The sequence below is a fragment of the Corynebacterium sp. ACRPH genome, from assembly GCF_022347285.1.
Lineage (GTDB): Bacteria > Actinomycetota > Actinomycetes > Mycobacteriales > Mycobacteriaceae > Corynebacterium.
Window position 1 is genome coordinate 66,282 of sequence record NZ_JAKRND010000004.1, and the last position, 20,176, is coordinate 86,457.

The window sequence follows — 20,176 nt, forward strand, 5'->3', positions numbered from 1 at the left end:
ATAGCTCTCAATTAGCCCGTAGCTAGCGGCTAGTTGTCTTCGACCAGGACCAGGGAGATCTTGCCGCGGTTATCGATGTCCGCGATCTCCACCTCGAGCTTGTCGCCCACCGAGACCTCGTCCTCCACCCGCTCGATGCGGCGGTCGCCACCCAGGTTGGAGATGTGGATCAAGCCGTCGCGCCCCGGCAGCAGGGAAACGAATGCACCGAACGCGGTGGTCTTTACTACCGTGCCCAGGAAGCGGTCGCCCACCTTCGGCTGCTGCGGGTTCGCGATGGCGTTGATCTTCTCCTCCGCCTCGCGCGCAGCCTCCCCGCCGACGGCGGAGATGAACACCGTGCCGTCGTCCTCGATGGTGATGTTCGCGCCTGTCTCCTCCGTGATCTGGTTGATGGTCTTGCCCTTCGGGCCGATGACCTCACCGATCTTGTTCTGCGGAATGTTAATGCTGGTGATCTGCGGGGCCAGGTCGCTCATGTCATCAGGCGAGTCAATGGCCTCGCCCATCAGCTGCAGGATCTCCAGGCGCGCGGTGCGCGCCTGCTGCAGTGCCTCGGCCAGCACGTCGGACGGAATACCGTCGAGCTTGGTATCCAGCTGCAGAGCCGTCACGAAGTCGGGAGTACCCGCGACCTTGAAGTCCATGTCGCCGAAGGCATCCTCGGCGCCCAGGATGTCGGTCAGGGTGACGTACTTGTCCTTGCCGGCCTTGCCAACCTTGCCGGTCACCAGACCCATTGCAATACCCGCCACCGGCGCCTTCAGCGGCACGCCGGCGTTGTACAGGCTCAGGGTCGAGGCGCACACGGAACCCATGGAGGTCGAACCGTTGGAGCCCAGAGCCTCCGAGACCTGGCGGATGGTGTACGGGAAGTTGTCACGGCTGGGGATCACGGGCGTCAATGCGCGCTCCGCCAGTGCACCGTGGCCGATCTCGCGGCGCTTCGGGGAGCCCACGCGGCCGGTCTCGCCGGTGGAGTACGGCGGGAAGTTGTAGTGGTGGATGTAGCGCTTCGTGGTCTCCGGGCCCAGAGAGTCGATCTGCTGTTCCATCTTCAGCATGTCCAGCGTGGTCACGCCCAGGATCTGGGTCTCGCCGCGCTCGAACAGGGCGGAGCCGTGCGCACGCGGCAGCAGCTGGACGACGATGCCCAGGTCGCGGATCGTGGTGCTGTCGCGGCCGTCGATACGGAAGCCATCCTCCAGGATGCGGCGACGCACCACGGTCTTGGTGACCTCGTTGTGGGCCGCGCGGATCTCCGCCTCGCGCTCCGGGAATTCCGGCAGCAGGTCATCGACGCTGGCCTGCATGTTCGCGGCCAGTGCCTCGTCGCGCTCCTGCTTGTCAGCGATGGCCATGATGTCTTCCAGCGCATCCAGTGCTTCCGCCTGGACAGAGGCGAAAACGTCCTCGCCGTAGGGCGGGAACAGCTCGAATTCGCGCGTCTCGGCGTCCACAGCCTTGGCCAGAGCGTCCTGCGCCTCACAGAGCGTGGCGATGAACGGCTTAGCGGCCTCGATACCCTGCGCCACAACCTCTTCGGTCGGCGCCGGTGCACCCTCGGCGATGCGCTCAACGACGGTGTCGGTAGCGCCGGCCTCGACCATCATGACGGCAACGTTCGGCTCGCCGCTGCCCGCCCCCTTGCCACGACCGCGACCGCGGCCACGGGCGGGCTTCACCGGCTCGGTTACACGACCAGCCACGACCAGCTCGAAGATGGCCTTTTCTTCCTGCTCGCGCGTCGGGAAAGCAACCCACTGACCATCCGGGTGGTCGGCGTCCACGACGAGCGCCATGCGCACGCCACCCACCGGGCCGGAAACCGGCAGGCCGGACAGCTGGGTGGAGGCGGAAGCGCCATTGATAGCCAGCACGTCGTAGCGATCCTTCGGATCCATCGACAGGACGGTCACGATGACCTGCACCTCGTTACGCAGGCCGCGAACGAAGGTGGGGCGCAGCGGACGGTCGATCAGGCGGGCGGCCAGGATCGCATCCGTGCCGGGGCGGCCTTCGCGGCGGAAGAAGCTACCCGGGATGCGGCCGACGGAGTACATGCGCTCTTCCACGTCCACGGTCAGCGGGAAGAAATCGATGCCCTCGCGCGGCTGGCGGGAGGCGGCGGTGGTGGACAGCAGCATCGTGTCCTCGTCCAGGTAGGCCGTCACTGCCCCAGCGGCCTGGCGGGCCAGCAGCCCGGTTTCAAAGCGGATGCTGCGGGTGCCGAAGTCGCCGTTATCAATGGTGGCCTCTACTTCCCACACACCGGCATCCGGGTCAACGAGCTCTGCTTGGATGTTCTGCTTCTTCGTACTCATAATGGAGTTTCGCAATCGCCTTTCTGCGTTACCTTGCGTTGCACTCCACGGCGGTTGCCTGTTCGTCTGGTCTTCGGTGCCGACGCCACCGACGTGGAATTTTCTTGAACTATTCGATTGGCTTTTAGGTTTTAACCGGCATCAAGACTAGCACGAAATAGCACAAACGCCCGCCACCTCGTCTTTTGAGAGGTGGCGGGCGTTTGATTTAAAGCTTTAGCGACGCAGACCCAGGCGCTCGATCAGGGAGCGGTAACGGTCAACGTTGTTCTCGGCCAGGTACTTCAGCAGGCCCTTGCGGCGACCAACCAGCAGCAGCAAGCCACGGCGGGAGTGGTGGTCGTGCTTGTGGTACTTCAGGTGCTCGGTCAGCTGACGGATGCGAACGGTCAGCAGTGCAATCTGAGCCTCCGGGGAGCCCGTGTCGGTCTCGTGCAGGCCGAACTCCTTGAGAGTCTCGGTCTTCTGTTCCTTGGACAGTGCCATGGATGAATCTCCTTGATAGTTATTTCAGTCCGCGCGAAAGGTTCAACCAGCGACTACCGCAGACCACAGTCGCTAGACCTTGGGAGTCTAGCACGCCCAGGCCTCAGCTCCCAAAACGCTTAGCCCAGCGCCATGCGGGTTTCGGTGACGTCCCGGCCAATCGCCTCGATCAGCTCGTCCAGCGAGTTATACGTTTCCATTCCCCGCAGGTGGTGAACAAACTCCACAGCGATGTCCAGGCCGTACAGGTCGGCATCGTGATCCAGGATGAAGCTCTCCACACTGCGCGGCTCGTGGCCGAAGGTGGGGTTGGTGCCGACGGAGATCGCGGCCGGCAGCCGCTCGCCCACCGGCATGGTGCCGATGGTCGCCCCGGCGGAAATCCCGTGCCCGGGCAGGGTCGTCACGTAGCCGGCGTAAACACCGTCGGCGGGCAACGCGAACTTCTCGGCGAAGTACAAGTTCGCCGTGGGGAATCCCAACGCCCTGCCGCCGCGGCCAGCACCGTGGGTTACTTCCCCCGCTACCCGGAAGTGCCTTCCCAGCGCCTCGTTCGCGCCGTCTACGTTGCCCTCGGCCAGAGCCTTACGGATCCACGTAGAGCAGACCACGTGATCGCCGTCTTCCAGCAGCTCCAGCACGTCCACCCGCATGCCGCGCGCCGCGCCCAGCTCGCGCAGAGTCTCGGGCGTGCCCGCTGCCTTGTGGCCAAAGGTAAAATTATCCCCCACCACCACGGCCTTGGCGTTCAGCATCTTGACCAGCACCTGGTCCACGTACTCCTCCGGCGACCAGCTGGCGATCTCCTTGGTAAAGGAAACGACGACCACGTGGTCAATGCCGTACTCGTGGGCCAGTTCCGCACGACGGCGCACGCTCGACAGCAGTGGCGGCACCGCCTCCGGCTTAAAGACGACGGTCGGGTGCGGGTCGAAGGTGAACATCACGCTCGGCACTCCCCGTTCGCGCGCCAGCTCCACCGCCCGTTGCAGCAGCTCTTGGTGCCCGCGGTGCACGCCGTCGAACACGCCGATGGTCACGACGGTGCCGCCGGCTGCCAGGTGTTCGGGAATTCTGTCCAGTCCGTACCAGATACTCACACGTTGCATGCTAGTCGATAGTCTATGGGTATGAACCAGCGCAGTGCCCGTTCCGTCCTGAGCCACTCCGGGGTCGTCCTCGTGGACAAGCCCTCCGGCCCCACCTCGCACGACATGGTGGCCAAGCTTCGCCGGATCATGGGCACGCGCCGGGTCGGCCATTCGGGCACCCTCGATCCGCTGGCCACGGGGTTGCTAGTTGTGGGCGTCGAAAGAGGAACAAAATTTCTGGCCCACGTCGTCACTCACGACAAGCGCTATGAGGCAACCGTCCGTTTAGGGGCCGCCACCCACACCGACGACGCACAGGGCGACGTGCTTTCCACAGCCTCTTCGGAGGAACTACAGGCGCTGACAGAACAGCAGATCCGCGACGCCTTTGCCGCACAACGGGGCGACATCATGCAGCGCCCGACCTCGGTTTCCTCCATCAAGATCGACGGCAAGCGCGCCCACGAGCTCGTCCGCGAAGGCCACGACGTGGTGCTGCCCGAGCGGCCCGTCACGATCTTTGCTCTGGACGTCCACGATGTTGTTGTTGATGACGCCACCTCGTGCATCGACGCCCGCATCTCCGTGCACTGTTCCAGCGGTACCTACATCCGGGCGATTGCCCGGGACGTCGGCGAGGCTCTGGGTGTGGGCGGACACCTGACGCAGCTCCGCCGCACTTCGGTGGGGCCCTTCGACGTCTCCGAGGCGCGCACGCTGGAACAAATCGAGGAGGATCCAAGCCTGACGCTCACCTTGGACGAGGCGATGGTGCGCTGCTTCGAGCCCCGCGAGATCAGCGAATCGGAGGGAGTAGACCTTTCCCTCGGCAAATGGCTGGAGCCGGTTGGCAACCAGGGCGTGCGCGCGGCGATCACGCCGTCCGGGCAGGCCATCGCGCTGATCGAGGAGAAGGGCAAGCGCGCTTCCAGCGTGTTCGTCGCCCGCCCGGCGGGAATGGACTAATGAGCCGGAACGGCCGCGGCGGTAATCACATAGCCGTTGCGGATGGTCCACCGCCCCTGGATGAACGGCACCGGCACCGGGCGCGCCAGCAGGTATGAGGTAAACGTGCCGTCAGGGCGCAGGTCAATGTCGGCCTGATCGAAGTCCAGGAAGCGGTGCGTGAGAGGGAACCACGTCTTGTAGGTGGCTTCCTTCGCGCTGAACAGCACGGTATCCAGCAGCTGCAGGTCCTCGGAGCGCATTGCCTTGTGGATGCGGCGCTGCTCGCCCAGGTTGGCGATCGTGTTGAACACGCCCTCCGGCAGCGGGCGAGCCACCTCCACGTCGATACCGACGGACGCCCAACGGTCGGTTGGCGCCAACAATGCCGCGCGGAAGCCGTCGGTGTGGGTCAGGGATCCAGAGATTCCCTGCGGGAACAGCGGCATCCCGCGCGGCCCGCGTAGGATCGGCGGGTGTGCGTCCATGAAGTTCTTCAGCGCCTGGTGCGCACACCAGCGCGAATCGCCGAAGTCGGCCTTACGCCGATCCACAGCCCCGTCCACCAGAGCCTGCTCCTCTGCCGGGAGTGCGTTGAACTGGCTCAGATCCCCCTGAATGCTGTGCAGCTCTGCACAGGCTGTACCCTGCGGCAGCAATCCGCGCGGAATGGTCGGCTGCTGTGCGCCGAAGGTCTCCACGATCGCCAGATCCCCTGGCGCCGTTGCGAGCGTTCCGTTGTGCCTCATGCTGTCACCTCCTCGACGAGTACTGGGTAGGGCCACAAATTTTTCTCCAAGCGGGGCGGAAGGGTGACCTTCCTCTCCCTCGGGTAACCGAGGGAGACTTCCACATGCGTTACATTGCCGAGCGAAAATTCTACCGGAATATGTAAATGGCCATAAATCACCGCGCGCGCTCGATAGCGCTCCGGCCACTCCTGAGTGTGTCGCGTACCCGACCACAGGCCGATCTCCTGGTGCCGGACGTTAGCCATTGCCTCCCGCGCCAGCGGCCAGTGGTTCACCAGAATGGTCGGCCCTTCCACAGAGGCCAGCCTGCGCACCGAGTAGCGCAGCCGCTCCCGGCACCACAGAATCACGTCCTCATACGGCGCAATCGCCAGGTCGTCCATCAACACGATGCCTTTGTCGCGGGCTGCCGCCAGCGCTGCAGTGGGCGTCATAGAAGGGTCGCGCCACGAGTGATCGTAGAGGGTAAACAGCGGCACCACGGTGTGCCCCGCGAACATCGGGAAGGGATCCTCCGGGGTAAGCACACCGAGGCGCTGGGCGACCGCGATGACTGCGTCGTACTTCGCCCGACCGTGGGTGGTATCGCTGGTGCGGCTATAGAGCTCGTGGTTGCCGGGCGCGTAGATGACCTGTGCGAAGCGGCTTTGCAGCAGCCCCAGGGTGCGCTCGATGGTGGGCAGATCCTCTGCGATGTCCCCGGCGACGATGAGCCAGTCGCCCGCGTGAGCAGGCCGGACGTGTTCGCGGACCAGATCCAGGTTGCCGGGGGCGCGCACGTGCAGGTCGCTGACAGCCCATAGGGTTCGGGACATCGGGCGCTCCCCCTCTCGCGATCAGGTCACAACGGTTAACAAGTTTAACACTAGCTAACCCACTGATCACCGGCGAAGCGCCAAGTCACGAAGGCCAGGCGGATCAAAATGAAGCTAAAGAGGCCCCACCAGATGCCGACCAATCCCCAGCCAAAGATCCAGGAAAGCCACACCAGCGGAATGAATCCGGCCAGCACAGAGACGATGGTGGCGGTGCGCAGGAAGGCCGCATCCGCCGCCCCGAGCAGCACGCCATCCAGGGCGAAAACCACACCCCCGGCCAGCACCAGGAGCACCAACAGCCACCACGGCCCGCCGATCGTGGCCAGCACGTCGGTATCCGTCGTGAAAATGCGCGGGATGGCGTGGGCGCCTACCGCCAGCCCGGCAGCCAGCACCAGGCTGGCACCGACGGAGAAGCGCAGCACGGAGACTCCGACCTTGCGTGCCGTCGCCGCCGACCCCGCGCCCAAGGCCGCCCCCACCAGCGCCTGGGCGGCGATGGCAACCGAATCCAGCACCAAAGTCAGGAAGTTCCACAGCTGCAGCAGCACCTGGTGGGCGGCCAGCGGGGCCGGACCCATGCGTCCGGCCACCATCGCCGCGGAAATGAAAGCCACCTGGAAGCTCAGGCTGCGTAGGATCAGGTCCCGCCCCATCACCAGCTGCGACTTAATCACCGGCCAGTTCGGAGCCAGAGACTTGCCGTCCCCTTCCGCGCGCCAGTACACGACCAGCGCCCCGAGGAAGCAGGCGGCGATGATGACCTCCCCCAGCACGTTGGCGTACGCCGAGCCCACCAACCCGTAGCGGTTGACCGCCAGCGGGACTATTGCCGCCATCGGAATCACCCCGGCCAGCGTGAACCACAGCGGCAGCTTCGTGTTGGACATTCCCCGCAGCCAGCCATTGCCCGCCATGGTACACAGCGCCGGGATGATCGACGCGCACGTCACCCGCATCCACTTCGTGGCCTCGGAGACGACGGCGGCGTCATTAGAAAAGAAGCCCATAATCGCCGGGGCGAAGGCGAAAACAACGCCAGCCAACAGCGCTCCGACGGCCAGGGCAACCCACGTCGCCTGCACGCCCTCGTAGATCGCGTTGGCACGGCGACCGGCACCATAGTGGCGAGCGGCGCGGGCGGTCGTGCCATAGGACAGGAACGTCAGCTGGGTGGTGACGGTGCCCAACACCGTCGCGCCCGCAGCCAGCGCCGCCAGGTCCGCAGCCCCCAGGCGGCCAACAACCGCCGTGTCCAGCAGCAGATACAGCGGCGTGGCCGCCAAAACAACGAGAGCCGGCCAGGCCAGCCCCAGGATAGTGCGGGCATCGGCCTGGCCGGTAGCGGATTGTGCAGTCACTACGGCTTGTACGGATCCTCATCGCCTGCCGGGCGGGCGCCCGCGGACTGCGCACGCAGAGCCTCGTCCTGGGCCTTCGCCCGGGCCAGCAGCTCCTCGAAGTGCGCGGAAGCCTCCGGAACCGTGTCCAAGCTAAAGCTCAAGGTTGGGGTGAAGCGCACGCTCAGCTGATCGCCAACGATCTTGCGCAACTGCCCCGTAGCCTTAGCCAGCGCTGCCTCCGCCGCATCCGTATCCGGCTCTGCGTCCACGGTCTTGCCGCGCACGGTGTAGAACACCGTCGCGTCGTGGAGGTCGCCGGTTACGCGCGCGTCCGTGATGGTCACGAACTCCAGGCGCGGGTCCTTGATCTGCCGCTCGATGGCCGTGGCAACAATCTGCTGAATGCGCTTAGCCATGCGCGCGGCACGCGCGTGATCAACCATTAACTTCTCCTTCTAAAGACCTTGGACACTAGACAGCTTAGGTGCGCGACTGTTAGGTTCGCGGCACCTCGACCAGCTCGAATACCTCGATGATGTCGTCGACCTGGATGTCAGGGTACGACAGCACCATACCGCACTCGTAACCTGCGGAGACCTCGGTGACGTCGTCCTTCTCGCGGCGCAGCGACTCGATAGTCGCCTTCTCCGCCACGACGTTGCCGTCGCGCACCAGACGCGCCTGGGCGTTGCGGCGGACCTTGCCGGTCTCCACCATGCAACCTGCAATGAGGCCGACGGAGGAAGCCTTGAAGATCTGGCGGATCTCCGCGGTACCGATCTCCTTCTCCTCGTAGATCGGCTTCAGCATGCCCTTCAGCGCTGCCTCTACCTCCTCGATCGCCTTGTAGATGATCGAGTAGTAGCGGATGTCCACGCCCTCGGCGTTCGCCACCTCGGTGGCCTTGCCTTCCGCGCGGACGTTAAAGCCGATGATCACCGCGTCGGAGGCGGCTGCCAAGTTGACGTTGGTCTCCGTCACCGCACCGACACCACGGTCGATGATGTTCAGATCCACTTCGTCGTCGACTTCGATCTTCAGCAGCGCGTCTTCCAGGGCCTCGACGGTACCGGCGTTGTCGCCCTTCAGGATCAGGTTCAGGGTGTTGGTTTCCTTCAACACCGCGTCCAGATCCTCCAGGGAAACGCGCTTGCGGCTGCGTGCAGCCAGCGCGTTGCGGCGACGGGCGTCACGGCGATCCGCGATCTGGCGCGCAGTGCGGTCCTCGTCGACAACCAGCAGGTTATCGCCAGCACCGGACACGCTGGTCAGGCCCAGAACCTGGACCGGGCGGGACGGGCCGGCTTCCTTGACGTCGTTGCCGTGCTCGTCGATCATGCGGCGCACGCGGCCGTAGGCGTCGCCAACGACGATGGAGTCGCCGACGCGCAGGGTACCGCGCTGGACGATGATCGTGGCAACCGGGCCGCGGCCACGGTCGAGGTGCGCCTCAATAGCGACACCCTGTGCGTCCATATCCGGGTTAGCCCGCAGATCCAGCGACGCATCGGCCGTCAGCAGGACGGACTCCAGCAGCTGGTCGATGTTGGTGCCCTGCTTAGCGGAGATGTCCACGAACATCGTGTCGCCGCCGTACTCCTCCGGAATGAGGCCGTACTCGGTCAGCTGGCCACGGATCTTGTCCGGCTGGGCGCCGTCCTTATCGATCTTGTTCACCGCGACCACGACCGGAATGTCGGCGGCCTTGGCGTGGTTGATCGCCTCCACGGTCTGCGGCATCACGCCGTCGTCCGCGGCGACCACCAGGATCGCAATATCGGTGGACTTTGCACCGCGAGCACGCATGGCGGTGAATGCCTCGTGACCCGGGGTATCCAGGAAGGTGACCAGGCGGTCCTCGCCCTCCATATTCACGGAAACCTGGTAGGCACCGATGTGTTGGGTGATGCCGCCGGCCTCGCCGGAACCGACGTTGGCCTTACGGATCGTATCCAGCAGGCGGGTCTTACCGTGGTCAACGTGACCCATGACGGTAACCACCGGCGGGCGCTGGGCCAGGTCTTCGTCCTCGCCCTCGTCCTCACCAAACTGCAGGTCGAAGGATTCCAGCAGCTCGCGGTCCTCGTCCTCGGGGGAGACGACCTCGACCTTGTAATCCATTTCCTCGCCGAGCAGCATCAGGGTTTCGTCGGAGACCGACTGAGTAGCGGTCACCATCTCGCCCAGGTTGAACAGTGCCTGAACCAGTGCTGCCGCATCCGCCTGGATCTTCTCTGCGAAGTCCATCAGGGAGGCACCACGAGCGAGGCGAATCTTCGCGCCCTTGCCGTTAGGCAGCTTCACGCCGCCAACGACGCTCGGCGCCTGCATTGCCTCGTACTCGTTGCGCTTCTGACGCTTCGACTTGCGCCCCTTACGCGGTGCGCCACCCGGACGGCCGAATGCACCTGCGGTGCCGCCACGACGCCCACCGCGTCCACCGCGCGGGCCTCCCGGGCCACCTGGACCGCCGGGGCCACCGTGACGTCCACCGCGACCACGGCCGCCGCCGAAGTTGTCGGACTTCGACGGCATCTGGGCTGGGTTCGGGTGGCTCGGCATCATTGCCGGCGACGGACGGCGGCCGCCGCCCTGCTTAGCGCCTGGCTTCGGACCGGACTTCTTGGCTCCACCCGGGCGGCTACCCGGACGCGGCATGTCGCCCGGGCCTGCCTGGCCACCGCGCGGACGCGGTGCTGGGCGCTCGGCCGGAGTGCCAGAGGAAAACGGGTTGTTAGCCACACGCGGGGCGCGACCGCCCGGCTTGGGCCCTGGCTTGGCACCACCCGGCTTCGGGCCCGGCTTGGCACCGGGCTTCGGAGCTGGCTTCTCGCCTGGCTTCACAGTGGAGGTAGGACGGGTGCCAGCGCCCGCGACCGGGTTGGTGTTCTTCACTGGCTGCGGCCCCGGCTTGGGTCCGGGCTTCGGCCCCGGCTTCGCGGCAGCCTTCGGTGCTGCCTTAGCGGCAGGCTTCGACCCCGGCGTTGCTGCGGGCTTGGGGGTAGCTGCACCTTCCTTGGTGGTCTCTTCACCCACCCCGTAGTGCTTCTTCATCTTCTTCACGACGGGCGGCTGCACCGTCGAAGAAGCGGTCTTAACGAACTCGCCTTGTTCCTTCAGGGTGGCGAGCAACTCCTTGCTCGTCACTCCGAGTTGCTTGGCCAACTCGTGTACGCGTAGCTTTCCGGCCACTACTCTCCTTCATGTTTGCGGAGCCGTAGTGCGCTCTAGCGTGCAGGTGCGCCTGCAGCCGGGCTACTTACGACTCCCGTACTTGTAGATACTCATCGCTGATGCTGCTTCATCGCGTGCTCATCAGGGTTGGTTGTTCTTCATGTCGACGTAACTTCCTCGTCTTTACTTGTCACTGTCACTGGCAGTGTGACGATGTATTCACGTACAGGGTCTGCATCCACGTTGGCGGATACCCTCAGCGCACGGCCAAAGGCCCTGCGCTTCACGGCGATCTCCCATGCCTCCACTGTGGGGGTGATCCATGCGCCACGCCCGGGAAGTTTCCGACCCGGATCGGGGACAACCTGGAGTTCACCCTCGCCCTCGCCAACTTCCGCGCTTTCCTGCACAACGCAACGCAACAGCTGATCTATTCCCATCACCTGCTTCGTCGCAATGCACGTCCGTAACGGAAGGTGCTTGCTCGTGGGACACTTACGGGATACCACTTGTCCAGTGTATCGCGCCGGCCCCCGAAACAGTTAACTGGGCGTGTCCTCCGCCGCGGCGTCCGTCTCCGAGCGAATGTCGATCTTCCACCCGGTCAGGCGCGCGGCGAGTCGGGCATTTTGCCCTTCGCGGCCGATGGCGAGGCTCAGCTGATAGTCCGGCACGACGGCACGGGCAATCTGCATCTCCGGGTCCGTGACCTTCACGCTGACGACCTTCGACGGCGACAGTGCATTGCCTACAAACGTCGCCGGATCGTCGGAGTAGTCGATGATGTCGATCTTCTCCCCGCCCAACTCCTGCATGATGTTGGACACTCGCTGGCCGCGCGGCCCAATGCAGGCTCCCTTGGCGTTCAGCCCCTTGACGGTCGAGCGCACGGCAATCTTGGTGCGGTGTCCGGCTTCGCGCGCCACGGAGACGATTTCGACAGAACCATCGGCGACCTCCGGAACCTCCAGGGCGAACAGTCCCTTAACTAGCTCCGGGTGCGTGCGGGAGAGGTTGATCTGCACCATACGGTTGGCGTTATTGATCACGTCCGTAACGAAGGCCTTCACACGCATACCGTGTTCCAGCTCTTCGCCGGGGATGTGCTCGGCGGGCAAGATCTGCCCATCCTGGCCGTTCGCCTCGGTGCCCAGGTGCACGATGGTCACACCGCGCTCGTTGGCGCGGGCATCGGCGGAAACCACGCCGGAGACCACGCGGTAGCGCAGCTCGGCGTACTCGTCGTAGCGGTTCTGCACCCGGGCGGAGTTGATGCGGTAGCGGATGGCTTCGCGCACGGCCAGCGCACCATCGCGTCCAAAATTTTTTGGAGTATCGTCGATGCGCCCGGTGACGTTACCCTCTTCGTCCTTTTCCACCTGGTAGATGGTCACTTCACCGCTGATCGGGTCGATATCCACATCGACCGGTCCGGTGAACTGGCTGTTCGCCCGGTACGCCTCGCGCAGCCCCCGCTTAACCCCCTCCAGCAGGTCGTCGAAATCCACCGACTCCTGCTTTTCGACTGCACGCAGTGCGGCCATATCGATATTCACTTGTTACTCCTAGTTTTCCGCGGGACTATCCTGCTGATCTTCTGCACCGGGCAACCCGTAGGCGTCAATAGCCAATCCGACAAGATCGGCCTCGGCGGCGGGTGCCTGTGAGAATTCCACTTCTACCACCGCACCAGCTACATCTCCGAATCGCACGCGACGCACGCTGGGCTGTTTCTTGCCCGGTGTGATCAAAACAACATCGTCGCCGTCTACTTGCGCGATGCGCTCCACCCCGTCGGCCAGTCGCACGAGGCGCCCGATGTTGCGCACCCAGTGGCGTTGCTCAACAAGAGGGAAATCGACGCCAGGAGTCGTCAACTCCAGGGTGTATCCGGCTCCGAAGCTCATCTCCCCCGCTGCCTCGGCGTCATCCAAGTGCTTCGATACCTCGCGGCTCAGTTCTTCCAACTGATCCAGGTCCGGGCGCTCGGCACGGGGGTCGGCGGTATCCACTGCGATCCGAATGGCGGACTTCGCCCCTGCCTTCGTGATCTTGATGACCTCGATCACTAGTCCGAACTCTTTTACCAATCCGCGCAGCGAGTCTTCGAGCTGCTCCTTGTTTGGAAATGCCATGACCATGCAGTCTAGCAGCAGCTGGCTTCTAGTAGACTCCTAGTCTTGATGAATATGACCAGCTCTCGCCCCCTCCTTACCCGCCGTCGCTTCCTGGGAGTCGGCACGCTTCTCGGCGCCGGTCTGGCGATATCCGCCTGCGAGTTCGGCGAGGAGCCCCAAGCAAACGAACAGCTCATCGAGCTCGCCACGGCGCTGCGCAGCACCCAGAAAAATTTTGAGGCCAAGCGGGCGAAGAAATGGTCCGAGTTCCTCGGCAAGCAATACGACCTGGTCACGGAGGAAGCCCTGCGCCAGTGCGGCACCGATAGCGAGGGCAACGCGCCCCAGGGCTGTGAAGAAAAAGTTTCCGAGACCAAGAATGCGCCCAGGAAGGCTGTGTCCCTAGACAAGTCCTACACTCGCGCCCTCACGGGCGAGCTGGGCTCCCAGGCCTCCCTCATCGCCGGACTTTTCGCCGCCTACAAGGCCGCCGGCGACAACGAACGCCCCGACCACCCCGCCGAGGTCAACGCGGAGGTCGTCGAGGGCTTTTCTAACCCGGATGTCGATGTGGCAGCGGAGCTCCGTACTTTGTTGACGCTGACTTACGGCGCGATCTACGCCTCGGGCGTCGCACTGGCCAAGAGCTCAGAGGACAAGACCCGTTCGCGGATCCAATCCTTAGCCGATCAGCTGCGCGTGCTACGCGACCTCACGAATGACATCTTGGAGGAGCTGGGTTCGGAGGTTCCCTCCCCCGAGGCCGGATACACGCAAAACGAAGCCGACGAGAAGTCGGATGCTGTGGAGTACTTCCACCCCACTGTGCAGCCCATCACCACTCAGCTTCGTCGCATCACGGAGTTGGCCACCAACGAGCAGGCTGTAACCTACGCCGCCGAATGGGTAAAGGCCAACGCCTGGGGCGAAGCCGCCCTAGAGCGGCTCCAGGGCAAGGATCCTAAGGACGTGCCTCTCCGCGGAGAGCCCGCTTAGCCTCCGGCAGCGCATTCGCGTAGTCGACCTCGTAGGTCTCGCCGGTCAGGCGGTTGCGCAGTTCCACCTTGCCGTCGGCGAACCCACGGCCAACCACGACCACCAGGGGCATGCCCAGCAGTTCAGAGTCCTTGAACTTCACGCCCGGGGAGACCTTCGGGCGGTCGTCGAAGAGGACCTCCAGGCCGTCGTTGGACAGCGTCTCCACCAGTTCCGCTGCTGCCTCGCCCGCGGCGGCGTCCTTGTTGGCGATCACCACATGCACGTCGAAGGGAGCAACGGACGCGGGCCAGCGCAGCCCAGAATCGTCCAACATCTGCTCGGCGATCACGGCCACCAGGCGGGAAACGCCCACGCCGTAGGAGCCCATCGTCGGCACGGAGCGCTTACCGGACTCGTCCAGGATCTTCACGTCGAAGGCCTCGGTGTACTTGCGACCCAGCTGGAAGATGTGGCCGATCTCGATGCCACGGGCCAGCGTCAGGGTGCCCTTGCCGTCCGGGGACGGGTCGCCCTCCAAGACCTCGGCGGCCTCCACGAACCCGTCCGGGGTGAAGTCGCGGCCTGCAACCAGGCCCACGACGTGGCGGTTCTTCGCGTCCGCACCGGTGATCCAGGAGGTGCCCTCCACCACACGCGGGTCGGCCAGAACGCGCACGCCGTTTGCTGCCAGTCCCTTCGGCCCCACGTAGCCCTTAACCAGGAAGGGGTGCTTCTTGAAGTCCGCCTCTTCGGCCAGCTCCACCTGCGCGGGCTCCATGGCCGCCTCGAGCCGCTTCACGTCCACCTCGCGGTTGCCCGGAACCAGCACGCCAGCCAGGGACTCGCCGCGCGGCTTGCCCTCCTCGTCCAGCGTCGGGTCGTTGACCTTGATCACGATGCACTTCAGCGTGTCCGCTGCCTCCACGGCACGACCGTCGATGGTGATGCCTTCGCTGTTGGCCCAGTCCACCAGCGCCTCGATGGTCTCGCTGTCCGGGGTCTCGTACTCCTTGGCCTCCGGCTGGCCCTCGATCGGCTGGGCCGGCGGGACCTGCGTCACTACCGCCTCGACGTTCGCGGCGTAGTCGCTCTCGGTGGAGCGCACGAACGTGTCCTCGCCGGTGTCGGCTACGGCAAGGAACTCCTCGGATGCCGAGCCGCCCATAGCGCCGGAGGTCGCAGAGCAGATCGCGTACTTGATGCCCAGGCGATCAAAGATGTTCTGATAGGCCTTGCGGTGCAGCTGGTAGGACTCCTCCAGCCCCTCATCGTCCATGTTGAAGGAGTAGGAATCCTTCATGATGAATTCGCGGCCGCGCAGGATGCCAGCGCGCGGGCGCTCCTCGTCGCGGTACTTCGTCTGCACCTGGTACAGGATCACAGGGAAGTCCTTGTAGGAGTTGTACTCGGACTTCACGACTGAGGTGAACATCTCCTCGTGGGTCGGTCCCAGCAGGTAGTCCGCGTCCTTGCGGTCCTTCAGGCGGAACAGCGCGTCACCGTATTCGACCCAGCGGCCGGTCGTCTCATAGGGCTCGCGCGGCAGCAGCGCGGGGAAGGAAATCTCCTGCGCGCCGATGGCGTTCATCTCCTCGCGCACGACCTTTTCGACGTTGCGCAGCACCCGCAGGCCAAGCGGCAGCCACGAGTACACGCCGGGGGCAACGCGGCGGATGTATCCCGCGCGTACCAGCAGCTTGTGGCTGGGCACCTCTGCGTCTGCGGGGTCGTCACGCAGGGTGCGCAAGAATAGTTGTGACATCCGAGTAATCATGAGTCATGACTTTACCTTTTCGCCCTTTGACTTGTGTCGTTTGGTAGGGGTTTTAGCTAGTCTGTGGGAATGCTGATCGTGCTTCCCCCGTCCGAAACCAAGGCTCCCGGTGGCTCGCTGCCCGCCGGGGAACCGTTGCACTTCCCGGAACTCGACCCGATCCGCGAGGAGATCACCCGCGATCTGGTCGCCCTGTGCACCGAAGATCCGGAGGCCGCCATGCAGGTTCTGGGCCTTTCCGAGAAACTACGCGGCGAGGTCGAAGCCAACCAGGTGCTGCGCACCGCCCCGACGATGCCGGCCCTACGCCGATATACGGGCGTGCTCTACGATGCGCTCGATGTGTCTTCTCTTTCTGACGCCACCACGTCTCACCTAGCCATCGGTTCAGCACTGTATGGCCTGGTCATGGGCGGAGATCCGATCCCCCACTACCGGCTTTCAGGCGGCACTAAGCTCACCCCCGGCACCACCATGAAGAAGCGCTGGGGTTCCGCCATCACCGAGGCGCTGCAGCGCGCAGAGCAGGAGCACGGCTTGGTGGTGGACTTGCGTTCCGGAGCCTACCAGCAGCTCGGCAAGCTCAAGACTACGGTGACTGTGCGGGTGGAATCCGTGCAACCCGATGGCAGTCGAAAGGTCGTCAGCCACTTCAACAAGCACTACAAGGGCCTACTCGCCCGCGCACTGGCGCTGGATCCCAGCGGCGCCACTGCCACCGACGTTGCCGATATCGCCCGCGCGGCCGGCTTCACCGTGGAGCAGAACTCCACGGAGCTCACCCTCGTCGTCTAGAGGCCCGCGACCTCACCGATCACGTACACCGCTGGCGAGCCGACCTCATTGGCTTCGAAAGTTTCGGCCAGTGTGCCCAGGGTGCAGCGGAATCCCCGCTGCTGGTCGGTAGTGCCCTCCTGAATCACGGCCGCCGGAGTGTCGGCTGCCAGTCCCCCGGCCTGCAACTCCGCGGCAATCGCGGCCACGTTCCGCACTCCCATGATCACGCACAGCGTGGCTCCGGAGGCCGCCAGCGCGCGCCAGTCCACCAGGCTGTTCGGGTGATCAGGCGCCACGTGGCCGGAGACCACGGTGAAGGCATGCACCACTCCCCGCTGGGTCACGGGTACGCCGATTGCAGCGGGCACGCTGACGGCACTGGTCACACCGGGGATTACCTCGCAAGCCACGCCCGCCGCAGCGCACGCCTGCACCTCCTCGAAGCCACGCCCGAACACGAACGGGTCCCCGCCCTTAAGCCGGGCGACGGTCTTACCCGCCCGTGCGTGCTCCACCAGCAGCTCGTTGGTTTTTTCTTGGCTGACCTGCCTGGAGTACGGCAGTTTCGCCACGTCGATGACCTCCTTGGTCTCCACGTCGCACAGCTTGTCCAGCTCGCTGGTGGGGCCCAGGTGATCAGTCAGGATCACGTCGGCTGCCTGTAGCGCGCGCATCCCGCGCACTGTAATCAGGTCCCATGCCCCAGGCCCTCCGCCGATCAGCACCACTTTCCCTGTGTCACTCATGGCAATTCAGCCTACCCCTACAATGGGCAACACCATGAATACGTTTGCCGAGCACTTCCCGGAACTCGCTCTCCCCTGCACCGGGGAGGTATTCCCCGACCCGCAGATCCTCGTGCTCAACGAGCCCCTCGCCACTGAGCTGGGCTTGGATCCGCAGTGGCTCCGCAGGCCCGAGGGCATTGCCTTCCTCACCGGCCAGCACGGAGGCCATGCACTCGGCTACGCCGGCCACCAATTCGGCCAGTTCAACCCGCGCATGGGCGATGGCCGCGCGCTCCTACTGTCAGAGCACACGGATCCCCAGGGAAAGGACTGGGACATCCACGCCAAGGGCACTGGGCGCACCCCCTTCTCCCGCGGGGGTGACGGCCACTATCCCCTCGACGCCGCCCTCAAGGAGTATGCCTTCGCCGAGTCCCTCCACACCCTGGGTGTCCCCACCGCCCGCTCACTGGCTGTCCTCTCCACCGGTCACACCGTGCGGCGCAATCACTTCCACCCAGGCGCGGTCGGCGTGCGCGTCGCCGGCTCCCACATCCGCATCGGCACCTTCCAATACGCTGCGCTCATGGGCCCGCAGGTCACCGAACGCCTCGTCGACTACACGCTCGCCCGCCACTTTCCGGAAGGCACGTCGCCGCTCGATCTTTTTGACGCCACCGTCTCCCGCCAAGCCAAACTCGTCGCCAGCTGGATGCGCTTCGGCTTTATCCACGGGGTGATGAACACCGACAACATCGCAATTTCCGGGGAGACCATCGACTTCGGCCCGTGCGCCTTCATGGATTACTTCGCCACCGACACGGTGTACAGCTCCATAGACACTCGTGGCCGCTACGCTTACGCCCAACAGCCCGCCGTCATGATGTGGAACCTCGCGCGCCTGGCTGAGGCACTCGTGCCGCTGGTGGATGAGGGCGTCAAAAAATTTACAGAGCGCTTGCAACAATTTCAGCCACAATATGCCGCGGCGTGGGACAAACAGATGGCCGCCGCGCTGGGAGCCTCGGAATGCGCCGAGCAGCTGCTTGACCTGCTGCAGGTCGCGGCCCCCGACTACAGTGCGCTACTGGCGAACTTGACCCCGGGCGAGATCCCTCTGGGCCTAGAGAACACTCCTGGTGCCGCCGAGTGGACCGAGCGTTGGACGGCGCAGGATCCCCACCCGCGCAATCCCATCTACCTGCCCCGCAACCACGGCATGCAGGCCGCGCTAGAGCAGGCCGAGACGGGTGACCTCAGCCGCTACCTACTGGCGCTCGAGGCGCTACGTAGCCCCTTCGAATGGGACGATAAATACGAAAAACTCGGCCTCCATGCGGCGGTGCCGCGCGAGGAAGCCGAGTTCACGACCTACTGCGGTACCTAGACCAGCTTCAGGGCCTTCTGGGAACGATCCCACTGCTCGTTGAACAGGTTGGCATCCTTGGACAGGCGTGTGCCGTAGGAAGGAATCATCTCCCGCAGCTTCGGTGCCCAGTCGGCGATGCGGTTGCCGAAGCAGCGCTCCAGCACCTCCAGCATTGCGGACGGAGCGATGGAAGCACCCGGGGAAGCACCCATCAGGCCGGCGATGGTGCCGTCGTTGGAGTTAATCAGCGCGGTGCCGAACTCCAGGGAGCCGAACTTCGGCGCGCCGATCGGCTTGATCACCTGCACGCGCTGGCCGGCGGTGACCAGCTCCCAATCCTCGGCACGTGCCTCCGGCATGTACTCGCGCAGGGATTCCACGCGGGCTGCCTGGTCCTCCAGCACCTCCTCGATCAGGTACTTGGTCAGGCCCATCTCCTGCACACCCACACCCAGGTAGGACGGGAGGTTGCCCACGCGGAGGGACTTGAACAGGTCCAGGTAGCTGCCCTTCTTCAGGAACTTCGGAGTCCAGCCTGCGTACGGGCCGAACAGCAGGCCCTTCTTGCCGTCGATCACGCGGGTGTCCAGGTGCGGAACGGACATCGGCGGGGCGCCGACGGATGCCTTGCCATAGACCTTGGCCTGGTGCTGCTCCACCAGCTCCGGGTTGGTGCAGCGCAGCCACTGGCCGGAGACCGGGAAGCCGCCGTAGCCCTTGATCTCCGGGATGCCGGTCTTCTGCAGCAGCGGCAGAGCCATGCCGCCGGCGCCGACGAAGACGAAGTTCGCGGTGATCACGGAGGTGTCGCCGGTGTGCAGGTTCTTGGTGGTAATCTTCCACTTGGAACCGTCGCGGTTGATGTTCTTGACCTCGTTGCCGTAGCGAACCTCCACGCCCTGAGCGGTGACGGCGTCCAGGTACTGGCGGGTCAGCGCACCGTAGTTGATGTCGGTGCCGGCGTCGAACCAGGAAATCGCAACCGGGTTGTTGAAGTCACGGCCACGGGCCATCAGCGGCAGGAACTCGGCGAACTTCTCGTCGGAGTCGCTGTACTGCATGTTCGGGAACAGCGGGTGATCCTTCAGCGCCTCGTAGCGAGCCTTCAGGTAGTCCACCTGGTCCATGCCCTGTGCGAAGGAGACGTGCGGAACCTTGTTGATGAACTCGGACGGGTCGCCCAGCACGTTCTGCTCGACCAAGTAGCTCCAGAACTGGCGGGAGACCTGGAACTTCTCGTTCACACCGACGGCCTTGGAGATGTCGATCTTGCCGTTGACCTCAGGGGTGTAGTTCAGCTCGCACAGCGCGGAGTGGCCGGTACCAGCGTTGTTCCACGGGTCGGAGGATTCCGCACCAGGGGTGTCCAGACGTTCGATGATCACCTGGCTCCAGTCCGGCTGCAGCTGCTTCAGCATGACGGACAGGGTGGTGGAGATAACACCCGCACCAATTAGTGCGACGTCCACAGAATCTTTATGTGCCACTATCTATTCATTC

Annotated in this window: 18 protein-coding genes; 4 read left to right on the plus strand and 14 right to left on the minus strand. The window is 64.5% G+C overall.

The window, feature by feature from the left end:
* Positions 1-29: 29 nt before the first annotated feature.
* From MHX66_RS03115 to MHX66_RS03125, 3 genes are all read right to left on the minus strand, one after another.
* Positions 30-2,324, minus strand: coding sequence for a polyribonucleotide nucleotidyltransferase (locus tag MHX66_RS03115; protein ID WP_239199678.1), 2,295 nt, complete (start codon positions 2,322-2,324; stop codon positions 30-32).
* Positions 2,325-2,540: 216 nt separating this feature from the next.
* Positions 2,541-2,810 (minus strand): 30S ribosomal protein S15, encoded by a 270-nt coding sequence (gene rpsO / locus MHX66_RS03120; protein ID WP_005295163.1) that lies wholly within the window; start codon positions 2,808-2,810, stop codon positions 2,541-2,543.
* 119 nt (positions 2,811-2,929) lie between these two features.
* A complete protein-coding gene (locus MHX66_RS03125) occupies positions 2,930-3,910 on the minus strand; it encodes a bifunctional riboflavin kinase/FAD synthetase (RefSeq protein ID WP_239199680.1) in 981 nt (326 codons plus the stop codon).
* A 30-nt stretch (positions 3,911-3,940) separates the two neighbouring features.
* Between MHX66_RS03125 and truB the strand changes: the two genes are divergently transcribed.
* Positions 3,941-4,867 (plus strand): tRNA pseudouridine(55) synthase TruB, encoded by a 927-nt coding sequence (gene truB / locus MHX66_RS03130; RefSeq protein WP_239199682.1) that lies wholly within the window; start codon positions 3,941-3,943, stop codon positions 4,865-4,867.
* On the opposite strand, the gene MHX66_RS03135 is transcribed toward truB, so the two are convergent.
* The 8 genes from MHX66_RS03135 to rimP all read right to left on the minus strand — a co-directional run bounded on the left by MHX66_RS03135 (position 4,864) and on the right by rimP (position 13,074).
* Positions 4,864-5,595: a 4'-phosphopantetheinyl transferase gene (locus MHX66_RS03135; protein WP_239199685.1), complete on the minus strand. Its 732-nt coding sequence runs from the start codon at positions 5,593-5,595 to the stop codon at positions 4,864-4,866. The genes truB and MHX66_RS03135 overlap by 4 nt on opposite strands.
* Positions 5,592-6,413, minus strand: coding sequence for a metallophosphoesterase (locus MHX66_RS03140; RefSeq protein ID WP_239199687.1), 822 nt, complete (start codon positions 6,411-6,413; stop codon positions 5,592-5,594). Before MHX66_RS03140 ends, MHX66_RS03135 begins: the two co-directional genes overlap by 4 nt.
* A gap of 50 nt (positions 6,414-6,463) precedes the next feature.
* On the minus strand, positions 6,464-7,777 hold the full coding sequence (locus MHX66_RS03145; RefSeq protein ID WP_239199690.1) for an MATE family efflux transporter: 1,314 nt from the start codon (positions 7,775-7,777) through the stop codon (positions 6,464-6,466).
* Positions 7,777-8,202 carry a 30S ribosome-binding factor RbfA gene (rbfA, locus tag MHX66_RS03150; protein ID WP_239199693.1) on the minus strand — a complete coding sequence of 142 codons (426 nt, stop codon included), beginning with the start codon at positions 8,200-8,202 and terminating at the stop codon, positions 7,777-7,779. The genes MHX66_RS03145 and rbfA overlap by 1 nt, the downstream gene beginning before the upstream one ends.
* Positions 8,203-8,254: 52 nt before the next feature.
* On the minus strand, positions 8,255-10,951 hold the full coding sequence (gene infB / locus MHX66_RS03155; RefSeq protein ID WP_239199696.1) for a translation initiation factor IF-2: 2,697 nt from the start codon (positions 10,949-10,951) through the stop codon (positions 8,255-8,257).
* A 140-nt stretch (positions 10,952-11,091) separates the two neighbouring features.
* A complete protein-coding gene (locus MHX66_RS03160; protein ID WP_347933828.1) occupies positions 11,092-11,442 on the minus strand; it encodes a YlxR family protein in 351 nt (116 codons plus the stop codon).
* Between the two features lie 33 nt (positions 11,443-11,475).
* On the minus strand, positions 11,476-12,489 hold the full coding sequence (gene nusA, locus MHX66_RS03165) for a transcription termination factor NusA (RefSeq protein ID WP_034986326.1): 1,014 nt from the start codon (positions 12,487-12,489) through the stop codon (positions 11,476-11,478).
* Between the two features lie 9 nt (positions 12,490-12,498).
* Positions 12,499-13,074 (minus strand): ribosome maturation factor RimP, encoded by a 576-nt coding sequence (gene rimP, locus MHX66_RS03170; protein WP_239199701.1) that lies wholly within the window; start codon positions 13,072-13,074, stop codon positions 12,499-12,501.
* Between the two features lie 48 nt (positions 13,075-13,122).
* On the opposite strand from rimP, the gene MHX66_RS03175 reads away from it, so the two are divergent.
* Complete coding sequence (locus MHX66_RS03175) at positions 13,123-14,046, plus strand: ferritin-like domain-containing protein (RefSeq protein ID WP_239199703.1); 924 nt, start codon at positions 13,123-13,125, stop codon at positions 14,044-14,046.
* On the opposite strand, the gene MHX66_RS03180 is transcribed toward MHX66_RS03175, so the two are convergent.
* Positions 14,012-15,802: a proline--tRNA ligase gene (locus MHX66_RS03180; protein WP_239199706.1), complete on the minus strand. Its 1,791-nt coding sequence runs from the start codon at positions 15,800-15,802 to the stop codon at positions 14,012-14,014. The two genes, MHX66_RS03175 and MHX66_RS03180, sit on opposite strands and share 35 nt — an antisense overlap.
* Before the next feature lie 69 nt (positions 15,803-15,871).
* Between MHX66_RS03180 and yaaA the strand changes: the two genes are divergently transcribed.
* Positions 15,872-16,597: a peroxide stress protein YaaA gene (gene yaaA / locus MHX66_RS03185; protein ID WP_239199708.1), complete on the plus strand. Its 726-nt coding sequence runs from the start codon at positions 15,872-15,874 to the stop codon at positions 16,595-16,597.
* Here the strand turns inward: yaaA and cobA are convergent.
* A complete protein-coding gene (gene cobA / locus MHX66_RS03190; protein WP_239199711.1) occupies positions 16,594-17,325 on the minus strand; it encodes a uroporphyrinogen-III C-methyltransferase in 732 nt (243 codons plus the stop codon). The genes yaaA and cobA overlap by 4 nt on opposite strands.
* Between cobA and MHX66_RS03195 the strand changes: the two genes are divergently transcribed.
* A complete protein-coding gene (locus tag MHX66_RS03195) occupies positions 17,324-18,694 on the plus strand; it encodes a protein adenylyltransferase SelO family protein (protein ID WP_370646258.1) in 1,371 nt (456 codons plus the stop codon). The two genes, cobA and MHX66_RS03195, sit on opposite strands and share 2 nt — an antisense overlap.
* On the opposite strand, the gene mqo is transcribed toward MHX66_RS03195, so the two are convergent.
* Entirely contained in the window at positions 18,691-20,163 is a 1,473-nt protein-coding gene (mqo, locus tag MHX66_RS03200; protein WP_239199717.1) for a malate dehydrogenase (quinone), read from the minus strand. The genes MHX66_RS03195 and mqo overlap by 4 nt on opposite strands.
* Between the last annotated feature and the right edge of the window lie 13 nt (positions 20,164-20,176).

Bases quoted from the DNA above. Each gene is read 5' to 3' on its own strand.
- MHX66_RS03180 (WP_239199706.1), bottom strand. From the start codon at position 15,802: ATGATTACTCGGATGTCACAACTATTCTTGCGCACCCTGCGTGACGAC.
- rpsO (WP_005295163.1), bottom strand. From the start codon at position 2,810: ATGGCACTGTCCAAGGAACAGAAGACCGAGACTCTCAAGGAGTTCGGC.
- MHX66_RS03140 (WP_239199687.1), bottom strand. From the start codon at position 6,413: ATGTCCCGAACCCTATGGGCTGTCAGCGACCTGCACGTGCGCGCCCCC.
- rbfA (WP_239199693.1), bottom strand. From the start codon at position 8,202: ATGGTTGATCACGCGCGTGCCGCGCGCATGGCTAAGCGCATTCAGCAG.
- rimP (WP_239199701.1), bottom strand. From the start codon at position 13,074: ATGGTCATGGCATTTCCAAACAAGGAGCAGCTCGAAGACTCGCTGCGC.
- truB (WP_239199682.1), top strand. From the start codon at position 3,941: ATGAACCAGCGCAGTGCCCGTTCCGTCCTGAGCCACTCCGGGGTCGTC.
- MHX66_RS03175 (WP_239199703.1), top strand. From the start codon at position 13,123: ATGACCAGCTCTCGCCCCCTCCTTACCCGCCGTCGCTTCCTGGGAGTC.
- cobA (WP_239199711.1), bottom strand. From the start codon at position 17,325: ATGAGTGACACAGGGAAAGTGGTGCTGATCGGCGGAGGGCCTGGGGCA.
- MHX66_RS03135 (WP_239199685.1), bottom strand. From the start codon at position 5,595: ATGAGGCACAACGGAACGCTCGCAACGGCGCCAGGGGATCTGGCGATC.
- MHX66_RS03195 (WP_370646258.1), top strand. From the start codon at position 17,324: ATGGCAATTCAGCCTACCCCTACAATGGGCAACACCATGAATACGTTT.
- yaaA (WP_239199708.1), top strand. From the start codon at position 15,872: ATGCTGATCGTGCTTCCCCCGTCCGAAACCAAGGCTCCCGGTGGCTCG.
- MHX66_RS03115 (WP_239199678.1), bottom strand. From the start codon at position 2,324: ATGAGTACGAAGAAGCAGAACATCCAAGCAGAGCTCGTTGACCCGGAT.